Origin of the sequence: Streptomyces qinglanensis, from assembly GCF_900111245.1 — a bacterium.
GTDB lineage: Bacteria > Actinomycetota > Actinomycetes > Streptomycetales > Streptomycetaceae > Streptomyces > Streptomyces qinglanensis.
Map to the genome: position 1 here is coordinate 144,800 of NZ_FOGO01000010.1, position 22,215 is coordinate 167,014.

20 protein-coding genes are annotated in these 22,215 nt (G+C 72.6%); 7 read left to right on the forward strand and 13 right to left on the reverse strand.

The window, feature by feature from the left end:
- Nucleotides 1-78: 78 nt before the first annotated feature.
- Nucleotides 79-705, reverse strand: coding sequence for an Hsp20/alpha crystallin family protein (locus BMX65_RS21025; RefSeq protein ID WP_079172012.1), 627 nt, complete (start codon nucleotides 703-705; stop codon nucleotides 79-81).
- 312 nt (nucleotides 706-1,017) lie between these two features.
- Complete coding sequence (locus tag BMX65_RS21030; protein WP_075002022.1) at nucleotides 1,018-1,929, reverse strand: LysR family transcriptional regulator; 912 nt, start codon at nucleotides 1,927-1,929, stop codon at nucleotides 1,018-1,020.
- 182 nt (nucleotides 1,930-2,111) lie between these two features.
- On the opposite strand from BMX65_RS21030, the gene BMX65_RS21035 reads away from it, so the two are divergent.
- Nucleotides 2,112-3,479 carry an MFS transporter gene (locus tag BMX65_RS21035; RefSeq protein ID WP_075001906.1) on the forward strand — a complete coding sequence of 456 codons (1,368 nt, stop codon included), beginning with the start codon at nucleotides 2,112-2,114 and terminating at the stop codon, nucleotides 3,477-3,479.
- A 285-nt stretch (nucleotides 3,480-3,764) separates the two neighbouring features.
- Here BMX65_RS21035 and BMX65_RS21040 read toward each other — a convergent pair whose 3' ends face one another.
- A complete protein-coding gene (locus BMX65_RS21040) occupies nucleotides 3,765-4,790 on the reverse strand; it encodes an ATP-dependent 6-phosphofructokinase (RefSeq protein ID WP_075001907.1) in 1,026 nt (341 codons plus the stop codon).
- Nucleotides 4,791-5,119: 329 nt separating this feature from the next.
- On the opposite strand from BMX65_RS21040, the gene pta reads away from it, so the two are divergent.
- Genes pta through pyk form a run of 3 tightly spaced genes read left to right on the forward strand, consistent with a single transcriptional unit; the run spans nucleotide 5,120 to nucleotide 10,007 of the window.
- Entirely contained in the window at nucleotides 5,120-7,264 is a 2,145-nt protein-coding gene (pta, locus tag BMX65_RS21045) for a phosphate acetyltransferase (RefSeq protein WP_075001908.1), read from the forward strand.
- 42 nt (nucleotides 7,265-7,306) lie between these two features.
- Nucleotides 7,307-8,563 (forward strand): acetate kinase, encoded by a 1,257-nt coding sequence (locus BMX65_RS21050; protein WP_075001909.1) that lies wholly within the window; start codon nucleotides 7,307-7,309, stop codon nucleotides 8,561-8,563.
- 22 nt (nucleotides 8,564-8,585) lie between these two features.
- A complete protein-coding gene (gene pyk / locus BMX65_RS21055; RefSeq protein WP_075001910.1) occupies nucleotides 8,586-10,007 on the forward strand; it encodes a pyruvate kinase in 1,422 nt (473 codons plus the stop codon).
- 131 nt (nucleotides 10,008-10,138) lie between these two features.
- Here pyk and BMX65_RS21060 read toward each other — a convergent pair whose 3' ends face one another.
- The 4 genes from BMX65_RS21060 to BMX65_RS21080 form a co-directional block, all read right to left on the reverse strand.
- Nucleotides 10,139-11,623: a hypothetical protein gene (locus BMX65_RS21060; protein ID WP_338068948.1), complete on the reverse strand. Its 1,485-nt coding sequence runs from the start codon at nucleotides 11,621-11,623 to the stop codon at nucleotides 10,139-10,141.
- Nucleotides 11,592-12,194 carry a DUF6114 domain-containing protein gene (locus tag BMX65_RS21065; protein ID WP_075001912.1) on the reverse strand — a complete coding sequence of 201 codons (603 nt, stop codon included), beginning with the start codon at nucleotides 12,192-12,194 and terminating at the stop codon, nucleotides 11,592-11,594. Before BMX65_RS21065 ends, BMX65_RS21060 begins: the two co-directional genes overlap by 32 nt.
- A 115-nt stretch (nucleotides 12,195-12,309) precedes the next feature.
- Entirely contained in the window at nucleotides 12,310-12,927 is a 618-nt protein-coding gene (locus BMX65_RS21070; RefSeq protein ID WP_075001913.1) for a DUF6230 family protein, read from the reverse strand.
- Between the two features lie 693 nt (nucleotides 12,928-13,620).
- Entirely contained in the window at nucleotides 13,621-14,580 is a 960-nt protein-coding gene (locus tag BMX65_RS21080; RefSeq protein ID WP_075001915.1) for a tetratricopeptide repeat protein, read from the reverse strand.
- Nucleotides 14,581-14,780: 200 nt separating this feature from the next.
- On the opposite strand from BMX65_RS21080, the gene BMX65_RS21085 reads away from it, so the two are divergent.
- The gene (locus tag BMX65_RS21085) at nucleotides 14,781-15,485 is read left to right on the forward strand and encodes a TetR/AcrR family transcriptional regulator (RefSeq protein WP_075001916.1); all 705 of its coding nucleotides are present in this window, start codon (nucleotides 14,781-14,783) and stop codon (nucleotides 15,483-15,485) included.
- 138 nt (nucleotides 15,486-15,623) lie between these two features.
- On the forward strand, nucleotides 15,624-16,106 hold the full coding sequence (locus BMX65_RS21090; protein ID WP_162637672.1) for a cupin domain-containing protein: 483 nt from the start codon (nucleotides 15,624-15,626) through the stop codon (nucleotides 16,104-16,106).
- A gap of 25 nt (nucleotides 16,107-16,131) precedes the next feature.
- Here the strand turns inward: BMX65_RS21090 and icmA are convergent, their stop codons facing one another.
- The 4 genes from icmA to BMX65_RS21110 all read right to left on the reverse strand — a co-directional run bounded on the left by icmA (nucleotide 16,132) and on the right by BMX65_RS21110 (nucleotide 20,328).
- A complete protein-coding gene (gene icmA, locus BMX65_RS21095; RefSeq protein ID WP_075001917.1) occupies nucleotides 16,132-17,832 on the reverse strand; it encodes a coenzyme B12-dependent isobutyryl-CoA mutase large subunit in 1,701 nt (566 codons plus the stop codon).
- Nucleotides 17,833-18,022: 190 nt separating this feature from the next.
- On the reverse strand, nucleotides 18,023-18,361 hold the full coding sequence (locus BMX65_RS21100; RefSeq protein WP_075001918.1) for a DUF3817 domain-containing protein: 339 nt from the start codon (nucleotides 18,359-18,361) through the stop codon (nucleotides 18,023-18,025).
- Between the two features lie 103 nt (nucleotides 18,362-18,464).
- Entirely contained in the window at nucleotides 18,465-18,983 is a 519-nt protein-coding gene (locus tag BMX65_RS21105; protein ID WP_075001919.1) for a MarR family winged helix-turn-helix transcriptional regulator, read from the reverse strand.
- Nucleotide 18,984: 1 nt separating this feature from the next.
- A complete protein-coding gene (locus BMX65_RS21110) occupies nucleotides 18,985-20,328 on the reverse strand; it encodes an MFS transporter (RefSeq protein WP_075002024.1) in 1,344 nt (447 codons plus the stop codon).
- A 102-nt stretch (nucleotides 20,329-20,430) separates the two neighbouring features.
- On the opposite strand from BMX65_RS21110, the gene BMX65_RS21115 reads away from it, so the two are divergent.
- Nucleotides 20,431-21,489: an ArsR/SmtB family transcription factor gene (locus BMX65_RS21115; protein WP_079172013.1), complete on the forward strand. Its 1,059-nt coding sequence runs from the start codon at nucleotides 20,431-20,433 to the stop codon at nucleotides 21,487-21,489.
- Here the strand turns inward: BMX65_RS21115 and BMX65_RS21120 are convergent.
- Complete coding sequence (locus BMX65_RS21120) at nucleotides 21,443-21,739, reverse strand: MTH1187 family thiamine-binding protein (protein WP_075001920.1); 297 nt, start codon at nucleotides 21,737-21,739, stop codon at nucleotides 21,443-21,445. The genes BMX65_RS21115 and BMX65_RS21120 overlap by 47 nt on opposite strands.
- Complete coding sequence (locus BMX65_RS21125) at nucleotides 21,736-22,131, reverse strand: DUF3817 domain-containing protein (RefSeq protein ID WP_075001921.1); 396 nt, start codon at nucleotides 22,129-22,131, stop codon at nucleotides 21,736-21,738. Before BMX65_RS21125 ends, BMX65_RS21120 begins: the two co-directional genes overlap by 4 nt.
- Nucleotides 22,132-22,215: the final 84 nt, after the last annotated feature.

The window sequence follows — 22,215 nt, forward strand, 5'->3', positions numbered from 1 at the left end:
GCCGGGCGGTGGTGCGGGCTGTCCGTCAACCGTCCGAACGAACGGTCCGGGGCTGCACGGGGGACAGCCCCGGGTGGATCAGCTCTGCGAGGAGCGGCGCTTGCGCGCGAAGGCGACGAGGCCCCCGCCTGCGATGACCACGGCGGCCGCGATGCCGGCGATCATCGGGGTGTTGCTGGAGGAACCCGTCTCGGCGAGGTCGTCGCCGCCGCCCTGCGGCTTCTCCGCCGGGGCGCTGGAGCTGGACTCGGGCGCGCTCGGCTCCGGCTTCTCGCTGGGGCTCTGCGAGGGGCTGGGCGAGGAAGGCGGGGTGGACTCCGACTCGCTGGGCGTCGGGCTGGGCGTCGGCTTGTCGCAGACCGGGGACGTCTTGGTCTCCGGGCCCCACGAGAAGCGGTCGCCGTCCGAGGCCACGACCTGAGCGGTGACCTTCAGCGGCTCGCCGTGCTCGGGCAGGTCGACCTTCTTGTGGAAGCTACGGCCGAAGGTCTCGCTGATCAGCGTCTCGTCACCGGCCTTGATGGTGACCTTGTTGTCCTTCGGCGCGTACATCTTCAGGTCGATCGAGACCGAGTCGCAGGTCACCGACCATGAAGGGGTGTGTGCCTGGGCGGGGGCGGCCGCTATCGCGGTACCGACGAACGCCGCGGCACCGGTCGCCGCGATGGCGACCGACCGCTGCCATCTGAGGCGCAGTGCTGTCATCGTTTTCCTTCCGGTAGGACCGTCGCACGAGATGCACGTACGACGGGTGACAGCACGGTACTCGCATCCTCAACCCGGAGCACACGCGCCCCGGAATATCCAAGTGTTCCCGTCCGTGGCCCAGTTCGGCCGGGCGCGGCCCGGGAGGCGAGACCGCAGGTCGCAGCGGGGTCAGCGGGCGCTGCGGGAAGAAGGTTGCGATTGGGTGAAGTTGGACATCCGCTTCCGGCCGGCCGCAGCCGCGGCCCGGCTGCGGGTACCGACTGCGGGTACCGACTGGGGTCTCGGCTGCGGAGAGGGAAGCCGCGGTCCTCAGCAGGGTCCCGGTACGGCCGGAACCGGACGGACCGTACCGGCGGAGTCGGCCACAGCCCGCACGAACGCACGCTGCAACGCGCTGCCGTGGCCGCCTCCCGTCACCACCGCCAGCTCCGACGGCGGCAGTCCGCCGACCGGCACGAAGGCGATGTCCGCACGGGCGTGCGCCTCGGCCGTGGGGCGGCACAGCAGCATGCCCCCGCGCCCCGCGGCGGCGTTGGCCAGTCCCTCCTGCAGGGTGGTCACCGCCGGGCCCCGTGCGATGGTGCGGCCGCCCGGCGTGCACGGCGGGGCCTGATAGTCGCGCCAGTACCCGGGGGCGGGCGGCGCTGCGGCGATGAGCCGGCAGTCCGCGAGATCCTCGGCGCTCAGTGCGGACCGGGCGGCGAGCGGGTGGCCGGCGGAGACGGCCAGGGTCCACGGCTGCTCCGCGAAACCCGGCCCCACCACCAGATCGGGCTCCGCGACCGGCAGCAGCAGCACGGCGGCGTCCACCTCGCCGCGCCGCAGCGGTCCGAACGGGTCCGCCATGGTGATCTCCACGATGGCGGTCTCCACCTGGGGATGACGGGCGTGCAGGAGGCCCAGAGCCGCCGTCGTCCGATGGTCGGCGCTGCCCAGGAACCCCAGCCGCAGCCGGCCGGTCACGCTCCGGGCCGCGGCGCGCGCCTCGTCCACGGCATCACCCAGCAAGCCGTAGGCGGGCCGGAGCTGTTGGAGGAACCGGGCGCCGAGCGCCGTCAGCGCCACTCGGCGGCTGGTGCGCTCCACCAGCCGCGCCCCGATCCGGTTCTCCAGCGAGCGCAGCAGTTGGCTGACCCTGCTCTGCGACACGTACAGCCGCTCTCCGGTGCGCCCGAAGTGCAGTTCCTCGGCGAGGACGAGAAAGCACTCCAGTTCCCTCATCTCCAGCGACCGGATCCGCGTACCGCCACCGCTGTCCGACTCCGCCTCCTGCACTCCGGCCTGCCCTCCCCCGCCCTGTCGACGGACCGCTGCTTCGCTCACGGAAGACCGATGAGCCCTGCTCATGGAAGGATGAGAAGTCCGCCGTTGTTCCCGGACGGCCGGGCGCGAAGTCTTGAACCATGACTGAGACCCCCACCCGCGTGGATCCCCGAGGACACGAGCCCGGCGGCCGGGAGCGCACGCCGCTGCGTGCGTGGCTCGGTGTCGCCTCGCTCACGTCCGCCACCTTCGCCGTCACCGCGGCCGAGATGCTGCCCGTCGGGCTGCTCACCCCGGTCGGCGGGAGCCTGGATGTCTCGGAGGGCTCGGCGGGACTGACCGTCTCCCTCACCGGCATCGTCGCGGCACTCGCCGCGCCCCTCGTGCCACCCGCCGCGGGCAGGCTCGACCGCCGCACCGTGCTGGCGGCGCTGGCGCTGCTGCTGGCCGCGGCCAACACCCTCTCGGCGACGGCGCCCTCCCTCACCGTGCTGCTGATGGCCCGCGTCCTGGTGGGGGTCGCCCTGGGCGGCGTATGGGCGCTGGCGGCCACCCTGCCGGTACGGCTGGTGCCGCAGCGCTCGCTGAGCACCGCGCTGGCGGCCGTCTTCGGCGGCATCGGGCTGGCCAGTGTGCTGGCGGTACCCGCGGGCACCATGCTGGGCGAAGCGTTCGGCTGGCGGGCGGCGTTCGGCGCCGCGGCAGGGCTGTCGGCTGCCGTGGCGGTGGCCCTCGCGCTGTTGCTGCCCGCGCTGCCCGCCGACCGCCCGGTGCGCCCCGGCACGCTGCCGCGACTGCTGCGGAACCCCCGGCTGCGCACCGGATTCGTCTTCCTCGCGCTGCTGGTGACCGGCCACTTCGCCGCCTACACCTATGTACGGCCGGTACTGGAGCAGCTCTCCGGCGTCGCGCCCGCGCTGGTCGGGGTGCTGCTGCTGGCCTACGGTGCGGCGGGCGTCGCCGGGAACTTCGCGGCGGGCGCCCGCGCGGCCCGGTGGCCCAAGAGCACGCTGTTGACGCTGGCGGGGGGCATCGCGGTGACGACCCTGCTGCTGGCAGCGGCGGGCCCGGCCACCGGAGCGGCCGTGGCGGCGCTGCTGCTGTGGGGTCTGGCCTACGGCGGGGTCTCGGTGAGCAGCCAGAGCTGGGTGCTGGCCGCGGCACCGCTCGAACGCGAGGCGGCTGGGGCCCTGTTCGCCTCCGTCTTCAACGCGGCCATCGCGCTGGGCGCCTTCCTCGGCGGCCGGGTGGTGGACGCCGCGCCGCTGCGCTCGGTGCTGCTGGTGGGCGCCGCGCTGGCCGCCTGCGCCTCGGTGGTGCTCGCCTTCGTCCGGGCCCCGGCCGGTCGGCAGCAGGAAACGGTGCAGCAAGAAACAGTGCAGCAGGAAACGGTGCAGCAGGAAACGGTGCGGCCGGAGGACGCCGGAGCCCGCCGGGCGGCGTGGACCGCGCCCCGCCCGGCACACGCCGGGGCCGCCGAGCCGCACGGGAAGCCGCACGGGCAGTGACCCCGCTCCGGCACCGGGCCGGGCGAAGGGGCCGGGGACCGGGCGGTACGGGCTGATCGAGCCGCCCGGCTCCGGCGGCGGGCGACCGCGCCGGGCCGGACGTCCCGGCGGCGCCGTCGCCCGGGGCGGTCGGACCGGCGTGCGGGCGGTCGGTCGGACCGGCGTGCGGGGGCACCTGAGGGCGTGTGGAGTCCTCCGCACACCCGGTGGTTCAGCGGCCGGACGCGGAGGGCCGCTGCGGCCGCCCGGCACCCGCGTCTCGCGGGACGGCGGCCGGGCCGCGGCTCAGAAGACCGCTTCGGTCTCGTCCATCCGGTCCTGCGGGACCCGCTTGAGCTCGGAGACCGCGTCGGCGAGCGGGGCCATCACGATCCGGGTGCCGCGCAGCGCTGTCATCCGTCCGAACTCCCCGCGGTGCGCGGCCTCGACGGCGTGCCAGCCGAAGCGGGTGGCGAGCACCCGGTCGTAGGCCGTGGGCGTGCCGCCGCGCTGGATGTGGCCGAGGATGACGGGCCGCGCCTCCTTGCCGAGCCGGTGCTCCAGCTCGACCGCGAGGCGGTTGCCGATTCCGGTGAAGCGCTCATGACCGTACTGGTCGATCACGCCCTTCTCGTACGGCATGGAGCCCTCGGCCGGGTGCGCGCCCTCGGCGACGCAGACGATGGCGAACTTCTTGTCCCGCGCGAACCGCTCCTCGACCATCTTGGCCAGGTCGTCGACCTCGAAGTTGCGCTCGGGGATGCAGATGGCGTGCGCGCCCGCCGCCATGCCCGCCTCCAGCGCGATCCAGCCCGCGTGCCGGCCCATGACCTCCACGACCATCACCCGCTGGTGGGACTCGGCGGTGGTCTTGAGGCGGTCCATGGCCTCGGTGGCGACGCCGACGGCGGTGTCGAAGCCGAAGGTGCGGTCGGTGGCGGAGATGTCGTTGTCGATGGTCTTGGGGACGCCGACGACCGGCAGCCCGATCTCGGCGAGCATCCGCGCGGCGGTCAGGGTGCCCTCGCCGCCGATCGGGATGAGCGCGTCCAGGCCGAGGCGGTCGATCAGCTCCTCGGAGTTGTTGCACGCCTCCCGCAGCCGGTCCCGCTCCAGCCGGGCCGAGCCGAGGATGGTGCCGCCGCGGGCGAGGATGCCGCTGACGGAATTTATGTCCAGGGGGCGGTAGCGGCCCTCCAGCAGGCCCTTGAATCCGTCTTCGAATCCGATGACCTCGTCGCCGCGGTCGTGTACGGCACGGTGCACGACGGATCGGATCACGGCATTGAGACCGGGGCAGTCTCCGCCCGCGGTGAGCACTCCGATACGCATGGGGTTCGCTTCTCCTGCTCCGTAGATGCCCACCCGGGAGGCGGGCCGCTTGGGGCACGGTCGGACCTCACTGTCCGGGGGTGCCGCTGGTCCCTGAGCCGGTGCGATTGTTTCACGTCTTGAAGGCGAGGGAAGGGGCCCCGCTCAGCATCCGGACCGCCTGGGAGCCGCCCTCCCGCACGGGCGCATCAACCACCCGCCTGGCGCGCGGGCTAACCAGTGGCGCAGGTATTGTCAAGGGTATAGCCCTGCCCTTACGGGTGCTTTCCAGGCGGAACTGCTCAAGAAATCCCCAAGGCGCTCCCGATCGCGACCGGAGGAGACAGCGCGTGACGCGCAGCGTGTACGTGACCGGCATCGGCCGCAGCGACGGCCGCCAAGTGGTCGAGCTGGGGGTCATGGAGCTCCTGACCCGCCAGGTGGACCGCGTGGGGGTGTTCCGGCCCCTGGTGCACGACGAGCCCGACGAGCTCTATGACCTGCTGCGCAGCCGCTACCGGCTCACCCAGCCCGCCTCCTCCGTCTTCGGCATGGGGTACGAGGAGGCGGCGGCGCTCCAGGCCGAGCAGGGCACGGACGAGCTGATCTCCCGCCTGGTGGACCGCTACCACCAGGTCTCCGACGCCTACGAGGCCGTCCTCGTGCTCGGCACCGACTTCGCCGACACCGGGCTGCCCGCCGAGCTCGCGCTCAACGCGCGGCTCGCGAACGAGTTCGGGGCCGCCGTGCTGCCGGTCGTCGCCGCCCGCGACCAGGCCCCCGAGGCAGTGGTCGCCGAGGTGCGCAACGCACACGACGCCTACGCCTCGCTGGGTGCCGACCTGATCGCGATGGTCGCCAACCGGGTGGCCGACCCCGAGGCCGCGGCAGCCGTGCGCGGACTGGCCGAGCGGCTGCCCGAGCCGGTGTTCGTGCTGCCGGAGGAGCCCGCGCTGGCCGCGCCCACGGTGGCCCAGGTCAAGGAGGCGACCGCGGCGAAGATACTGCTCGGGGACCACGCCGGACTCTCCCGCGACGTCCGCAACCTGGTCTTCGGCGGAGCCCACCTGCCCGTCTTCCTGCCCGCACTCACCGAGGGCTGTCTGGTGGTCACCCCCGGCGACCGCTCGGACCTGCTCATCGGGGCGCTGGCCGCGCACTCCGCCGGCTCCCCCGCCATCGCCGGCGTCCTGCTCACCCTGGACGAGCGCCCCGACGACCAGACGCTGGCGCTGGCCGCGCGGCTGGCGCCCGGCACACCGGTGCTGGTGGTCCCGGAGGGGTCGATGCCGACCGCGGACGCGCTGCTGTCCCTGGAGGGGAAGCTGACCGCCGCCACCCCGCGGAAGGCCGAGATCGCGCTGGGGCTGTTCGAGACCCACGTGGACGCCGCCCAGCTCTCGGCCCAGCTCTCGGTGGAGCGCAGCGAGCGGGTCACGCCGATGATGTTCGAGCACGAGCTGGTGGAGCGCTCACGCGCGGCACGGCGGCACATCGTGCTGCCGGAGGGCACCGAGGAGCGGGTGCTGCGCGCGGCCGAGGTGCTGCTGCGGCGCAACATCTGCGACCTGACGCTGCTGGGCGACCCGGCGGTGATCCGCAAGCGCGCCGCCGAGCTGAGCATCGGCCTCGACCTGCCGGCCGGCGACGAGACCCCCGCCGACCCCCTCTCCGGCCCGGGCGGCGCCACCGCGCGCATCGTCGATCCGCAGACCTCCCCGCTGCGGGAGCGCTTCGCCGAGGTGTACGCGGCGCTGCGCGCGCACAAGGGCGTCACCTACGAGCTGGCCCACGACGTGGTCTCCGACGTGTCCTACTTCGGCACGCTCATGGTCAACGAGGGCCTGGCAGACGGCATGGTCTCCGGTGCCGTGCACTCGACGGCGGCGACGGTCCGCCCGGCCTTCGAGATCATCCGCACCCGGCCGGACGCCTCGATCGTCTCCTCGGTGTTCTTCATGTGCCTGGCCGACCGGGTGCTGGTCTACGGGGACTGCGCCGTGGTGCCGGACCCGGGCGCCGAGCAGCTCGCCGACATCGCGATCCAGTCGGCGACCACCGCGGCCCGGTTCGGGGTGGAGCCGAGGGTCGCGATGCTGTCGTACTCGACCGGCACCTCGGGCTCGGGCGCCGACGTGGACAAGGTGCGGCGGGCCACCGAGCTGGTCCGCGAGCGCCGCCCGGACCTCCTGACGGAGGGACCCATCCAGTACGACGCGGCCGTGGAGCCCTCGGTCGCCGCCACCAAGCTGCCCGGCTCCGCGGTGGCAGGGCAGGCGACCGTGCTGGTCTTCCCGGATCTGAACACCGGCAACAACACCTACAAGGCCGTGCAGCGCTCGGCCGGGGCCATCGCCGTGGGCCCCGTGCTCCAGGGGCTGCGCAAGCCGGTCAACGACCTGAGCCGCGGTGCCCTGGTGCAGGACATCGTCAACACGGTCGCGATCACCGCGGTCCAGGCGCAGGACGCGTTCCCGCACGGCTCCGGCGGCTGAGCGCCGCCCTGTCCCCCGTACCCGCACAGAGAGCACCCTGCCGTGAGCCCCTCCCGGATCCTCGTCCTCAACTCCGGCTCGTCGTCGGTGAAGTACCAGCTGATCGACATGGCGGACCGCAGCCGGCTGGCCGCGGGCCTCGCCGAACGGATCGGCGAGGAGACCTCGACCGTCACCCACCAGCCGCTCGCCGCCGGGGGCGAGCGGCGCACCCGCACGGGCAGGCTGGCCGACCACGGCGCGGCGCTGGGAGCCGTCGCCGAGGAGCTGGCCGCCGACGGACTCGGCCTGGACTCCCCCGAGCTGGCCGCGATCGGCCACCGGGTGGTGCACGGCGGGCTGCGGCTGACCGAGCCGACGGTGGTGGACGACGCCGTGCTCGAGGAGATCGAGCGACTGGTCCCGGTGGCGCCGCTGCACAATCCGGCGAACCTCACCGGCATCCGCACGGCGCAGCGGCTGCGCCCCGACCTGCCGCAGGTCGCCGTCTTCGACACCGCGTTCCACTCCACGATGCCGGAGCACGCGGCCCGCTACGCCATCGACACGGAGACCGCCGACGCGCACCGGGTGCGCCGCTACGGCTTCCACGGCACCTCGCACGCCTATGTGTCGCGCAAGGCCGCCGAGCTGCTGGGCAAGGACCCCGGCGAGGTCAACCTGATCGTGCTGCACCTGGGCAACGGCGCATCGGCCTCCGCGGTGCGCGGCGGGCGGTGCGAGGACACCTCCATGGGACTGACCCCCTTGGAAGGGCTGGTGATGGGAACCCGGTCGGGGGACATCGACCCGGCGGTGGTCTTCCACCTCAAGCGGGTGGCCGGAATGGACGCGGACGCGGTGGACGAGCTGCTGAACAAGCGCAGCGGCCTGCTGGGGCTGTGCGGCGACAACGACATGCGGGAGATCCGCCGCCGGATCGACGCGGGCGACCGGGCCGCGGCGCTGGCCTTCGACATCTACATCCACCGGCTGAAGAAGTACATCGGGGCCTATTACGCCGTACTGGGCAGGGTCGACGCCGTCGTCTTCACCGCAGGCGTCGGCGAGAACGCCGCACCGGTGCGCGAGGCCGCCGTGGCGGGTCTGGCGGAGCTGGGTCTGGCCGTGGACGGCGAGCTGAACACGGCGGCGGGAAGGGAGGCGCGGCTGATCTCGCCCGGGTACGCGAGAGTGGCCGTGGCCGTGGTTCCGACCGACGAGGAGCTGGAGATCGCAGAGCAGACCTACGCGCTGGTCGCCCCGAGCCGAGCGGCCCCGACGCCCGGGGGCGCCGCCCCCGAATCGTTCAGTACCTAAACAAAACGATAGGATCGCCACCATGCGCCGTTCCAAAATCGTCTGCACCCTGGGCCCCGCCGTCGACTCCTACGAACAGCTCAAGACGCTGATCGAGGCGGGTATGAACGTGGCCCGGTTCAACATGAGCCACGGCTCGCACTCCGAGCACGAGGAGCGGTATCACCGCACCCGCAAGGCCGCCGAGGAAACCGGCCGTGCGGTGGGTGTCCTCGCCGACCTGCAGGGCCCCAAGATCCGGCTGGAGACCTTCGCCGAGGGGCCCGTCGAACTCGTCCGCGGCGAGGAGTTCACCATCACGACCGAGGACGTGGCGGGCGACAAGAGCATCTGCGGCACCACCTACAAGGGGCTGCCCGGCGACGTCTCCAAGGGCGACCCCGTGCTGATCAACGACGGGAACGTCGCGCTGCAGGTCGTCGAGGTCGAGGGTCCCCGGGTCCGCACGATCGTCATCGAGGGCGGTGTCATCTCCGACCACAAGGGGATCAACCTGCCGGGCGCCGCGGTGAACGTGCCCGCGCTCAGCGAGAAGGACATCGAGGACCTGAAGTTCGCGCTCCGGATGGGCGCCGACATGATCGCTCTCTCCTTCGTGCGCAACGCCTCCGACGTGCGCGACGTGCACCGCGTGATGGACGAGGTCGGGCGCCGGGTCCCGGTGATCGCCAAGGTCGAGAAGCCGCAGGCCGTCGCCAACATGGAGGAGGTCGTGCTGGCCTTCGACGGCGTGATGGTGGCGCGTGGCGACCTGGCCGTGGAGTACCCGCTGGAACAGGTCCCGATGGTGCAGAAGCGACTCGTGGAGCTGTGCCGCCGCAACGCCAAGCCGGTGATCGTGGCGACCCAGATGATGGAGTCCATGATCACCAACTCCCGGCCCACCCGCGCGGAGGCCAGCGACGTCGCCAACGCGGTGCTGGACGGTGCCGATGCGGTGATGCTCTCGGCCGAGTCCTCGGTGGGCCAGTACCCGATCGAGACCGTCAAGACGATGTCGAAGATCGTGCAGGCCGCCGAGGAGGAACTGCTCGGCCGCGGCCTGCAGCCGCTGGTGCCCGGCAAGAAGCCACGCACCCAGGGCGGTTCGGTCGCCCGCGCGGCCTGCGAGATGGCCGACTTCCTGGACGGCAAGGCCCTGGTGGCCTTCACCAAGTCCGGCGACACGGCCCGGCGGCTGTCCCGCTACCGGGTCGGCCAGCCCATCCTCGCCTTCACCACGGAGGCGGCCACCGCCAACCAGTTGACGCTGAGCTGGGGTGTGGAGACGTTCGTGGTCAAGCACGTCGACCACACCGACGAGATGGTCGACCTCGTCGACGCCGAACTGCTGCGGCTGCAGCGGTTCGAGACCGGTGACACGATGCTGATCACCGCAGGCTCCCCGCCCGGCGTTCCGGGCACCACCAACATGGTCCGCGTCCACCACCTGGGCGCCGCCTGATCCGCTGACGGGTGCCCGCACCCGGCGCCTCCGGGCGCCGGATGCGGAGGCGCCCGACCGGACCGGCGAGAAGTCCCGCACCCTGGGCAGGGTGCGGGACTTCTCGTGACGGGGCGCCTGCTGTCCGGGGCCTACCGGCTGACGTACTGGTGCAGTCCGGGAATCGTCAGGGTGCCGCCGAACTGGCCCGCCTGCCGTACCGACACATCGGTGAAGTAGGCGAAGGGCACATTGATCGGCGGAGGGGTCTCGGGACTGAAGGTGATCGGGATGAGCCCGAACAGCTTGCCCTTCAGCTCCTCGGTGTACATGGTCACCTTGCCGCCGCGGATGGTCGACCGGGATCCCTCGGCGGCCTGCACGTGGTAGGTCACGCCGTCGGCCTGCACTGTCTGGTGCAGATCGCCGATGTCCAGCGCGTCGGCGGTGAACTTGAGGGCCTGCTTGGTCTTCCCGTTGGGCATGGTGATGTTGACGACCCCCTGGTAGTCGAGGCCCATCAGCGTCAGCGAGGACGCCTCCAGGTGCCAGGGGTCGTTGGGAACCTGGGCCGGGGTCTGCTCGCCGGTCCCCTCGACGTCCATCTTCTCGGGGCACGGGAAGGGCTTGCCGGCGTCCTTCTCGGGGTCGTAGTCGCGGGCGGTGCCGTCCTTCGCGTCGGCACCGGCGCCGGAGTCCTCGCCCGGCTTGCCGTCCTTGTCTTCCTTCTCGTCCCCGGTCTTCTTGCCGTCCTTGGCGCCCTTGGCGTCCTTGCCGTCCTTGTCGGACCCGCTCGCGGCGCCGCTCCCGTCGGCCTTCTCGGTCCGGTCGGCCGTGCCACCGCCGTCCGATCCGCGCTCGGACTTCGCGGCACCGCCGGACGAGGAGCTCGCGTCCCCGGAGTCCCCGGCATCCCCGGAGCCCTCCGAGGGGCTGGGCGTGGGACTGCCGGAGGGTTCGTCGGCGGGCTCGTCGGTGTCCTCGCCCTTGTCCGGGTGGAGGAGGTCGTCGAGCGTGTTGCCCACCCCCAGCGGGTCGTACCAGGGGTTCTCCTCCTCGTCGTCCTGCGCGCTCTCCTCGGCCTCGGCGGACGGCGAGGGCGAGGTGGCGGGCTTCTCGGAGGCGGTCTTCCCGGAGGGGGCGGCAGAACCGGAGGATCCGGACGGCTTGTCGCCGTCGGTCCCGGCATCGGAGTCGCCGTCCTCGGACTTCCCGTCCGAGTCCTTCTCGCCGTCGGCCTTCCCGGCGGCTTCCTCGGCGGCCTTCTCCCGCTCGGCCTGCTTGCGGGCCAGCTCCTTCTTGAGCTTCTCGGCCCGCTCCTTGCGCTCGGCCTTCTCCTCCTCGGTCTCCTGCTGCTCGGATATGGAGACGCAGGAGTCGCCCTTGAAGGGGTTCTTGGGGAGCGGCTTGGCGTTGGCGAGCTGCGGAGTGAGTCCGACTCCCAGCAGGACGGCCGAGGGCATCGCGGCCAGGGCGACCGCCTTGCCGGCCGGCAGATGGAACCGGGTCAGCAGCGGCTTCCTGGGGGCGGCGTGCCGGGGTCCGGCTCTGCCCCGGGCACCCGACGCGGCGCCCGGGCGCGCGCCCTCCCCTTCGTGGACCTCGTCACCCGGCACGGTGCCTCCCGTTCCCGTCATACGCGTCGACCCCGTCCGCGGGGGACGCTCCAGAGACTGCTGTGTTGTCGCTCGCCGGCCCCGTTCCGTCGTCCGTACCGGCATCCTCCGCGGGGTGCTCGGCCTCCTCGGCGCGGTCGGCCCGCTCCGTGCGCTCGGCCCGCTCGGCCGGCGCGGTGGGCTCGGCCGCGACCGTCTTGCCCGGGACCCAGGAGACGCCCAGCGCTCCACCGATCAGTCCGAGCAGGAAGCCGATCAGGAAGGCGCCGAAGTTGGAGACGACGAGGGAGACCAGCGCGAGGAGGATCGCGGCCACGCCTGCGAACACCCGCGACTGGGGCTGGAACCACATGGTCAGTCCGAGCACGACCAGCAGCACGCCGATGATCAGCGAGCCCGCGCCCGCGGTCGTCGACATCCGGATGGTCAGGGACCCCAGAGTGAGGTTCTGGTAAGGGACGTACATGATCGGGATGCCCGCCAGCAGCGTCAGCATCCCGCCCCAGAACGGGCGCTGGCCGCGCCAGTGCCGGAAGGACTGCCTCTTGTGGCCGAATCCGGTCGTCAGACTCTGTCGCGTGTCGGCGCTCATGGTACGGGGCTCCTCGGAACTGGCACAGAACTTGCTGGTGTGGAGCGGACCCTACGGGTGCGGAGGTGCGGTCGGAGCGGGTGCCCTCGCCCTCCGCACCCGCGGGAGGCTCACATCAGTAGCACTCGGACTTGCCCTTCTTGACGCTCATGTGCAGACCACTGAGCTTGAAGGTGCCTGCGGTGGTCGCCCACGCGCGCTGCTTCACGTCGGTGAACCGGACGCTCTCCGCCTGCTGGGCGAAGGAGCCCTTGGCGTAGGCGTCGCCCTTGTGCGGACCGGGACCCTTGGTGGTCTTGTCCGTGCTGACGCCGATGTCGATGTTCTTGAACGTGGCGTTCGCGTACAGGTCGTCGGCGTCGATGTAGAGCTTCTTCGCCTCGACGCGCGGACCGCCGTTGCCGCCGGCGCTCAGCTTCATCGAGACATCGCCGAAGACCGGGACCGGAACGACGACCGACTGGCAGAGATTGCGTATCTTCGCCGAGTTCATGCCGACGACGGCGACGGGCTTCTTGCCCTTCTCCGTGCTGTCGAGCGCGCCGTACTGGACGAAACCGGTGCCGTCCAGCTGATCCGCCGTCACCTTGAACTGCTGGCCGGAGACGCTGAACGACGCCGCCAGCGCACCCTGCGAGAGGGCGACACCGATCGCTGCCGTAGCGGCCACGCTCGGCACCATGACTACGGCGAACCGCTTCCATCTGGTCCCGCCACGAGCCAGGGACTCCATGACTTTCCTCCTTCTCGGACGTACATCTCCGGCTCGGAGAGCCGTGCCGCCTGTGCTCAGCGGGCCGCTCCTGCCGTGGGGGTACCTCCCGGCCACCTGGCTGGGGAGGGAGACGAGCTACGTCCTCGGAACGGAGAGCGCCAACGTCGTCCATGCCGTCCTCACGCACGTCACGTCCGAGTTGTTGACGATCACCCCCGAGCGACAACCACGGGCCACGCTCTCGCGCAACCTTGCTTTGAAGGACAGGCCCTGCCGTGGAGCAGGGACCCCCCTGTCCTGAGGACCGGCGGGTGGAACGGATGTTGGGTGATGCATGTGGTGCAGATGGTGCGATGCCGGTCCACTCGGTGGGGAACCATCGACCACGGCGCCGAATGGATGCCGGGCTGCGGTGCGATGGACCGAGCGTGGCCGATCGTGGTGCATCTGAGCCCGCCGCACAAGGGGGTTCGTTACTTACGAGTAACGGCTGGATAACCCGGAAGCCGTCGCGGGGTACCGATCGGCGACGGAGAGTCGTGAAAGGGGGTGGGGGCGAAACCGTGTCAACCGGGCAAGCCGGGAGGTTTTCGCCAGATTTCGCTACGGTGCGTAAGGGCGGCCGCGATTACCAAGTTTTGGTAAAGCGCGGCCGCCGTTGTCGCTAAATCAATGAGTTGCGGCGCCTGTGTGACCGTCGGTACGGGCAGGTCAGAACAGCGCGCGGGCGAGGGCCGCGCGCGCGGACCCGACGCGCGGATCCTCCGGGCCGATGACCTCGAACAGCTCCAGCAGCCGCACGCGTGCCGCGTCCCGGTCCTCACCGGCCGTGCGCCGCACCGTGTCCACCAACCGGCCGAAGGAGTCCTCGACGTGACCGCCGGCCATGTCCAGATCGGCGACCCGCAACTGCGCGGCCACGTCGTCCGGACGGTCGGCGGCGTCCTTGCGGACCTGCCGGGCGTCCATGTCCTGCACCCGGGAGAGCAGTTCGGCCATCGCCAGACCGACCTTGGCCTCCACGTTCGCCGGCTCGTCCGCAAGCTTGTTGCGGTACGCCTGGATGGCACCGGGCAGATCGCCCGAGTCCAGCGCCTGCTGGGCGGCGGCCAGCACCGGGTCCTCCGGGGCCTGCGGCTCGGCCGGCTCGGCGGCGGCCTCCTCCTGGGGGACCCCCTGCAGGCCGGTGATGCCGAAGCGCTGCTCGGCGACCTGGACGAGCTGGTCCAGCGTGGCGCGGATCTGCTGCTCGGGGGCCGCCCCCTGGAACAGCGGCAGCGCCTGCCCGGCCACCACGGCGAAGACCGCCGGGATGCCCTGGACGCCGAACTGCTGCATCAGCATCTGGTTCTGGTCGACGTCGATCTTGGCCAGCAGCAGCCGGCCCGCGTACTCCTGGGTGAGCCGCTCCAGGAGCGGCGAGAGCTGCTTGCACGGCTCGCACCACTCCGCCCAGAAGTCGATGACGACCGGCACCTCGGCGGAGCGCTCCAGCACCTCCGCCTCGAAGTCGGCCTCCCCGACATCGAGCACCAGGCCGGCCGGCCCCGGCGGCCCGTTCCCCTCGGCGGCACGGGCTCGCCCCTGCTCCGCCTTCTGCTTGGCCTCACCGGCCGCCTTCACCGCGGCGAGGTCGACGACTCCGCTCATGGACATGTTGCGTGGCTGCATGAGTCCAGTCTCCCCCCTTGCCGCGGCCTCGTGTGCAGTGGTCGCCAGGTCCCCACCCGGCGTGTGATCGTCGCGGGGGTCATTCCGCTACGAGTCGTAGCGTAACTTGTACGACCCGCGCCCCCGCAAGACACCAACGCACCGGCACGCAGTGATCCACCTCACTCTGCACCTTCCGTACCGATCGGTAGGGTCTGCGCATGGCCGTCCCCGACCCCCTGCCCTCAGCCCAGCGCCGCGGCCGTCCGCGCAGCGCCGCGGCCGACCGGGCGATCCTCGCCGCCACGCGCGCCGCGCTGGTCGAGATCGGCTGGAGCAGGCTGACGATGGGCGAGATCGCCCAGCGTGCCGGAGTCGCCAAGACCACCCTCTACCGGCGCTGGGCCGCCAAGAGCGAGCTGGTGATCGACGCGGTCGCCGTCCTCTTCGACGAACTGCGGCTGCCCGACCGGGGCTGCCTGCGCGCCGACGTGGAAGGGGTCGTGCTCTCCTTCGCGGCCCTGCTGCGCCGCCCCGAGGCCAAGACCGCGCTGATGGCCGTGCTCGCCGAGTCCACCACCGACGAGGCGCTCCGGCCCCGCATCCGCGAGGCGATCGTGGACCGTCAGAAGCGGCTGGTCCTGGACGGGCGCGCGCGGGCGCAGCAGCGCGGAGAGCTGCCTCCCGACCCGGCCGACCCCGCCGAGACCGCACGCGTCGTCGACCTGATCTTCGATGTGATCGCCGGCGCGGTGGTGCACCGCTCGCTGGTGAGCGACTGCCCGGTGGACGAGTCATGGGCCCGGCTGTTCACCACCCTGCTGCTGGAGGGGCTGGGCGCGGTCTCACCCCCGCCGGCCCCCGGCGGCGCGGCAGCCGGCGCAGCCGCGCCGGACGGGACCGAGCCGACCGGCGGCGGCCGTTAGCCGGCCGGCATCCGGAAGCGGCCCGCCGCGGACTGCGGGCACCACCGCGGTGCGCCTCGCGCCCGTCGGCACAAGCTGCCGGGTCCGCCTGCGGGAATTCCCCGGTGGGCGGCGGCCACGCTCTGCCACAATGCGGCGGTGACCGCACAGGAAGCACCGCAGACCCTCCCCGCACCGCTGCTCCGCGGCCCTCAGGAGGGAGAGACGATCGATGTGGCCGGCGTCGAGCACTTCTTCCGGCTGACGGCCGAGCACACCGAAGGGCGCCTCTCCTTCGAGGAGTTCACCCTGGCCCCGGGCGTCGTCGGGGCCAGGCCGCACGTCCACCACGGACACGACGAGTACTTCTACGTACTGGAGGGCGAGCTGACCCTCCACAACGGCGAGGGGGAGGTGACCGCGGGCCCCGGCGCCCTGCTGGCGGCCGTGCGCGGCACCCCGCACGGCTTCCGCAACGCGGGGACCCGCACGGCGCGCGCCCTGTGCCTCTACACTCCAGCCGGTTACGAGGGCTACTTCCGCGACGTGCACGATGCGGTGGCCTCGGGCGCCGAGGTGACGGACGCGCTGCTGGCGGAGTTCCGCGGCCGCTACCGCACCACCTCCGCGGACCCGGCCTGAGCCGCCCGGGTCCGCGGGCCCGGGATCAGAAGACCGGCGGCTCGGTGTAGGTGCCCCACTCGTCCCGCAGGGCTCCGCAGATCTCCCCCAGCGTGGCCTCGGCCCGGACCGCCTCCAGCATGGGCGCGATCATGTTGCCCTCGCCCCGCGCGGCCTGCACGAGCGCGCTGAGCGCGGTGCGCACGGCGGCGTCGTCCCGCGCGGCGCGCCGGTCGGTGAGCGCCGCCACCTGCTCGCGCTCCACCTCGTGGCTGACCCGCAGGATCTCCAGGTCGCCGGTGACCGATCCGGTGTGGCAGTTGACGCCGACGACCCTCTTGTCGTTCTTCTCCAGCGCCTGCTGGTAGCGGAAGGCGGACTCGGCGATCTCGCCGGTGAACCAGCCGTCCTCGATGCCCCGCAGGATGCCGGAGGTGATCGGGCCGATCGGGTGCTGCCCGTCGGGCACGGCGCGCCGCCCCCGCTCCCGGATCTGCTCGAAGATCTTCTCGGCGTCCGCCTCGATGCGGTCCGTCAGGTCCTCGATGTACCAGGACCCGCCCAGCGGGTCGGCGACGTTGGTGACGCCGGTCTCCTCCATCAGCACCTGCTGGGTGCGCAGCGCGATCTCGGCGGCCTGTTCGCTGGGCAGCGCGAGGGTCTCGTCCAGCGCGTTGGTGTGCAGCGAGTTGGTGCCGCCCAGGATCGCCGAAAGGGCCTCCACGGCGGTGCGGACGACGTTGTTGTAGGGCTGCTGGGCGGTCAGCGAGACGCCCGCGGTCTGGGTGTGGAAGCGCAGCCACTGCGCCTTCTCGCTGGTGGCGCCGTAGACGTCGCGCATCCAGCGGGCCCAGATGCGGCGCGCCGCACGGAACTTGGCGATCTCCTCGAAGAAGTCGAGGTGGGCGTCGAAGAAGAAGGAGAGTCCGGGCGCGAAGGTGTTGACGTCCAGGCCGCGGCTGAGCCCCAGTTCGACGTAGCCGAAGCCGTCGGCCAGGGTGTAGGCGAGCTCCTGCGCCGCGGTGGCCCCGGCCTCGCGGATGTGGTAACCGGAGACCGACAGCGGCTTGTAGGCCGGGATGCCCGCCGCGCAGTGCTCCATCAGGTCGCCGATGAGCCGCAGATGGGGCTCCGGCTGGAAGAGCCACTCCTTCTGCGCGATGTACTCCTTGAAGATGTCCGTCTGCAGGGTCCCGTTCAGGACGGCCGGGTCGACGCCCTGCCGCTCGGCGGCGACCAGGTACATGCAGAAGACGGGGACGGCGGGACCCGAGATCGTCATGGAGGTGGTGACGTCCCCCAGCGGGATGTCCCGGAAGAGGACCTCCATGTCGGCGGCGGAGTCGATGGCGACGCCGCAGTGGCCGACCTCGCCCAGCGAGCGCGGGTCGTCCGAGTCCCGCCCCATGAGCGTGGGCATGTCGAAGGCGACGGAGAGCCCGCCGCCGCCGGCCTCGAGGATCATCTTGTAACGCTCATTGGTCTGCTCGGCGTTGCCGAACCCGGCGAACTGGCGGATGGTCCAGGTCCGGCCCCGGTAGCCGGTCGGGTAGAGCCCGCGGGTGAAGGGGAACTCGCCCGGCCACCCGATGCGCTCGAAACCCGCGACGGTGTCGCCGTCCCGGGGCCCGTAGGCCGGCTCCACGGGGTCGCCGCTGAGCGTGGTGAAGTCGGCGTCCCGCTTGCGCGCGGAGTCGTAGCGCTCCTGCCAGCGGCGGCGGCCTTGTGCGATGGCGTCAGCATCCATACCCTCGAATTTACTAGGACGTCCAAGTAAATGTCGATGACACAGTGCCCCGGTGTGGCCCACGCGACCCCGGCCGGAGGCCGGAGCCGCCGGGGCGGGAAGCGGGAGCCGCCGGGGCCGGAGGCCGGAGCCGCCGGGGCCGGAGGCCGGAGGCCGGAGCCGCCGGGGCGGGAAGCGGGCCGGGCCGGGCTCAGGCGCCGACCGGGGCCGCCGTCCCGTCCTTGAGCAGCGGCGCGACCTCGCGGGTGACCTTGCGCTCGACGAAGAAGGCGGCAGTGGGGACGGTGCCCGCCAGCAGCACCCACAGCTGCTTGCCCAGCGGCCACTTCGCCTTCTGGCCCAGATCGAAGGCGAAGATCAGGTACAGGATGTAGAGCCAGCCGTGCGCGATCCCGACCACACTGGTGAAGCCGTCGGCGCCGTCCATACCCAGCAGGTACTTGCCGATCACACCGAGCGTCAGCAGGACGAGGAGCACAGCGGTGACGTACGCCATGACGCGGTAGCGGGTCAGCACGCTTTGTTTCATGGAAACGAGCGTAACCGCCGCTCCCGCGCGCCCCGCCACCGCCCTGGACGCTGCCCCCGGTCCCCCGGCGGACGCCTCCTGCCGCCCTTCGGGCGGATCCGGCTCAGTGCCCGGGCTCCTCGGGGAAGTCCCCGGCGGCCACCCGCAGCGGGCGCAGCAGGGCGAAGATGTCGCCGAGCTGCCCGACGTCGTAGGCGCCGAGGCCGAAGTCCATGGCCATCAGGTCCTCGGTGGCCGCGTCGCACACCTCGCGGCCCTTGTCGGTGATCGCCGCGAGGGTGCCGCGGCCGTCGTCGGGATTGGGCCGCTTCTCCACGAAGCCCGCCGCCTGCAGCCGGTCCACGGTGTTGGTCACCGACGTCGGATGCACCATCAGCCGTTCGCCGATCTTCGACATCGGCAGCTCGCCCTTCCTCGAGAAGGTCAGCAGCACCAGGGCCTCGTACCGCGCGAACGTCAGCCCGTAGGGCTTGACCACCGCGTCGACCTCGGACAGCAGGATCTGGTGAGCGCGCATGATCGAAGTGATCGCGGCCATGGACGGGACCGAGCCCCATCGCTGCTTCCAGTGCTCATCGGCACGGGCGATCGGGTCGAACGTCAGACTGAGCGGCTTGGGCACCCTACGACCCTACCGGCCGGTCATGTACCGGCTGAAGTCGTCTCACCCTCCGGGCGTTCCACATCACGCACCCGGTGCCCACGGCACCGGTCAGCGCGATGACGGTGTGCGCCGGCACGGCCTCGGCCAGTGCTCCGCCCAGCGCCATCCCCAGCCCCTGGGAGCTCATCAGGCCCGCCGTCATCAGCGTCAGGGCCCGGCCCCGCAGCTCCTCGGGGGCCGCGTCGAAGAACCACCGGTCCAGGCCCAGGGTGTAGCCCAGGCCCGCGCCCGAGAGGCACAGCGCGGCCAGTGCCAGCGGCAGCCCCGGGCGCAGGACGAAGACGAGCAGCGGGAGCAGCAGCGTGGCGGCGAGCGGCAGGACCAGCCGCTCGCGGGCCGCCGGGGACAGCAGCGAACCGACGGCCAGCTCGCCCGCCACGCTGCCCACGGGCGCCGCGGCCAGCAGCACACCCACCCCGACGGGCCCGGCCCCCAGCGCGTCGGCGTACGGCGCGGCCAGCCCCTCGGGGACGACGGCGAACAGCGGCGGCAGCCAGCACAGCAGCAGCAGCGCCCGCACCCGCGGATCGGCCAGCAGCCGGCGGGTGCCGCCGCGGGTGTGTGCGGCCGCGCGCACCAGCGCCGGCCGCAGCCGGGTGCCGGTCTGCAGGATCAGCGCCGACCCCAGGAACCCGGCGACGGTGAGGACCAGCGCCGTGCGCGGCGCGATGACGACCAGCAGCAGCCCGGTCGCCGCGTTGCCGACGATCAGGGCGCTCTGCGCGACGACCCGCAGCAGCGACCGGCCGAGCACGAACGCGTCCTGGCCCGGCAGGATGGCGCCCAGGCTGGCGGCCCGCACCCCGGTGAACAGCGGCTGCACGAAGGCGGCCGCGGCCCGCAGCGCGAGCAGCAGCGCGACCTGCGCCCCCGGCAGCAGCATCGCGGCGACGCAGGCCGCGCTGAACACGTCGCAGCCGACCAGTACCCGGCGGGCGCTGAACCGGTCCGCCACCGAGGCCAGCGCGGCCCCGCCCACCGCGTTCGGCAGGAAGCCGAGTGCGAAGGTCAGGGCGCTCAGCAGCGGCGAGGAGGTCTCCGCGTAGATCATCACGGGCAGTGCGAGTCCCGCCACGACCGTCCCCAGCAGGGAGAGCACATGCGCCGCGAACACGGCGCGGAACTCCGGCACCCGGAAGAGCCCGGCGTAGCGCGCCCGCTGCGGGACCGCGCCCGCCCGCGCGCTGTCGGTTCGCTCGCTGTCGGCGCACTCGCTGTCGGCTCGCGCGCTGTCCGCCCGCTGCGGGACCGCGTCCGCCCGCGCGCTGTCCGACGAGGTGCTCGGTTCGTTGTCCGGTGGCATGAACCGAGGCTGGACCAGGCGGCCCGCGCGGGACAGAGTTTCGGCTGCAGCCGAATCGTCCGCCCTCGGCCGTACCCGGCCGGACCCGCCCAGGGAGCACCCGTGCCGTTCGAGATCCGCTTCGGCCCCGCCGATCCGCTCCACTGCCGGTTCGCGCTCTCGCCGGTGTGGGAGACGCAGGCCGCCGTGCGCCTGCTCGTGCACGCCCGGGACGCCACCCCGCACCGGCACTGGGTACGGCGCGCACTGCCGCTCGCGCGCTCCCTCGCGCTGGAACCGCTGCGGGCAGTGCTGCCCCGGCGCGGCTACACCCCGGACTTCCTCTTCCCCGCACCGGCCGGGCCCGCGAGCAGCTTCGCGGAGGAGATCGGGCGGGTGCGGGCCACCGACCCGGCCCGGGCGCACGCCGAGATCGTCCGGGCGCTCGCGGACACCCCCGGCGCGGCGGAGTCCCGCACGGCGCGTGAACTGCTCGGCGATCCGGCAGGTGCGGTGGAGGCGCTGGCGGCAGCCGAGACCCGGGCGTGGGAGGCGCTCGTCGCACCGGAGTGGCCCCGGCTGCGCGCCGTGCTGGAGGCGGACATCGGCTTCCGGGCGCGGCAGCTCGCGGAGGGCGGCCTGGCCCGGGTGTTCGCGGCGCTGCACCCCCGGGTGAGCTGGCAGGACGGGACGCTGCGGGTGGACCGGCCACCCCGGCACACCCGCGCCCTCGCCGGCGGAGAGGGGGTCACGCTGGTCCCCAGCGTGTTCGTGTGGCCCACCGTGGCGGCGGGGTTCGACCCGCCCGCACCGGCCGCGCTGATGTATCCGGCACGCGGCATAGCCCGGCTGTGGGGGGCCGCGCCGGACGATCCGTCGCGCGCCCTGGCCCGGCTGCTGGGCCGCAACCGCGCCGCCGTGCTGGCCGCGCTGGCGGAGCCCGCCTCCACCAGCGCCCTGGCGGCCCGGCTGGGCCTGGCACCCTCCTCGGTCTCCGCCCACCTCGCGGCGCTGCGCGGCGCGGGGCTGCTGGCCTCGTCGCGGGCCGGCCGCCAGGTGCTCTACGGGCGGACGCCGCTGGGCCGGGCGCTGGCAGCCGGCCGGGACGAGGGCGGCTCCGCTCCGCCGGGCCCGGTCAGCTCCCGTCGAGGTACCGGTCGACCGTCGCGACCTTCGCGGTGAGTCCGTCGGTGACGCCGGGCCGGATGTCGGCCTTGAGGACGAGCGAGACCCGGGGCGCCCGCGCCTCGACCGCCGCGACCGCCTGCCGTACGACCTCCATGCACTCCTCCCAGTCGCCTTCCAACGAGGTGAACATGGCGTCGGTCCGGTGCGGCAGCCCGGACGCGCGGACCACCCGCACGGCGTCGGCGACGTACTCGCCCACGTCCTCGCCGACCCCCAGCGGCGTGACGGAGAAGGCGACGATCACGAGTTGACCGCGCTGGGCGAGGTCTGCTCCTTGCGGGCGCGCGCCGCGATCACTCCCGCTTCCTCCTCCTTGCGGAGCATCTTGTCCGCGAAGAAGCCGCCGGTCGGGAGCACCGAGAGGACGAAGTAGAGCGCGGCGCGGTTCCGGTCCCACTTGTTCCGGTACCAGGCGTCCAGCCAGAAGAGGACGTAGATGAGGAACAGGACTCCGTGAATGGGACCCATCACCTTCACGGCGCCCGGCGCCCAGCCGATGTCCGTCGCCCACTTCAGCAGCGAGCAGGGGAGCAGGATGAGGAAGGAGATCGCCTCGGGCACCGAGGTGAGTCGCAGACGGCGCAAGGCGGAGACCGCCTTGGGCGGCAGGCCGCTAGGAGTTTCCAGTATGGCCACGGCAGGTCCTCAGATCGTATGGGTCGAGCGGGGTCGGCGGTGCGGGGAAGCCGCGGAGAAGGGGACGAGCGGCGCCCGGCGTTT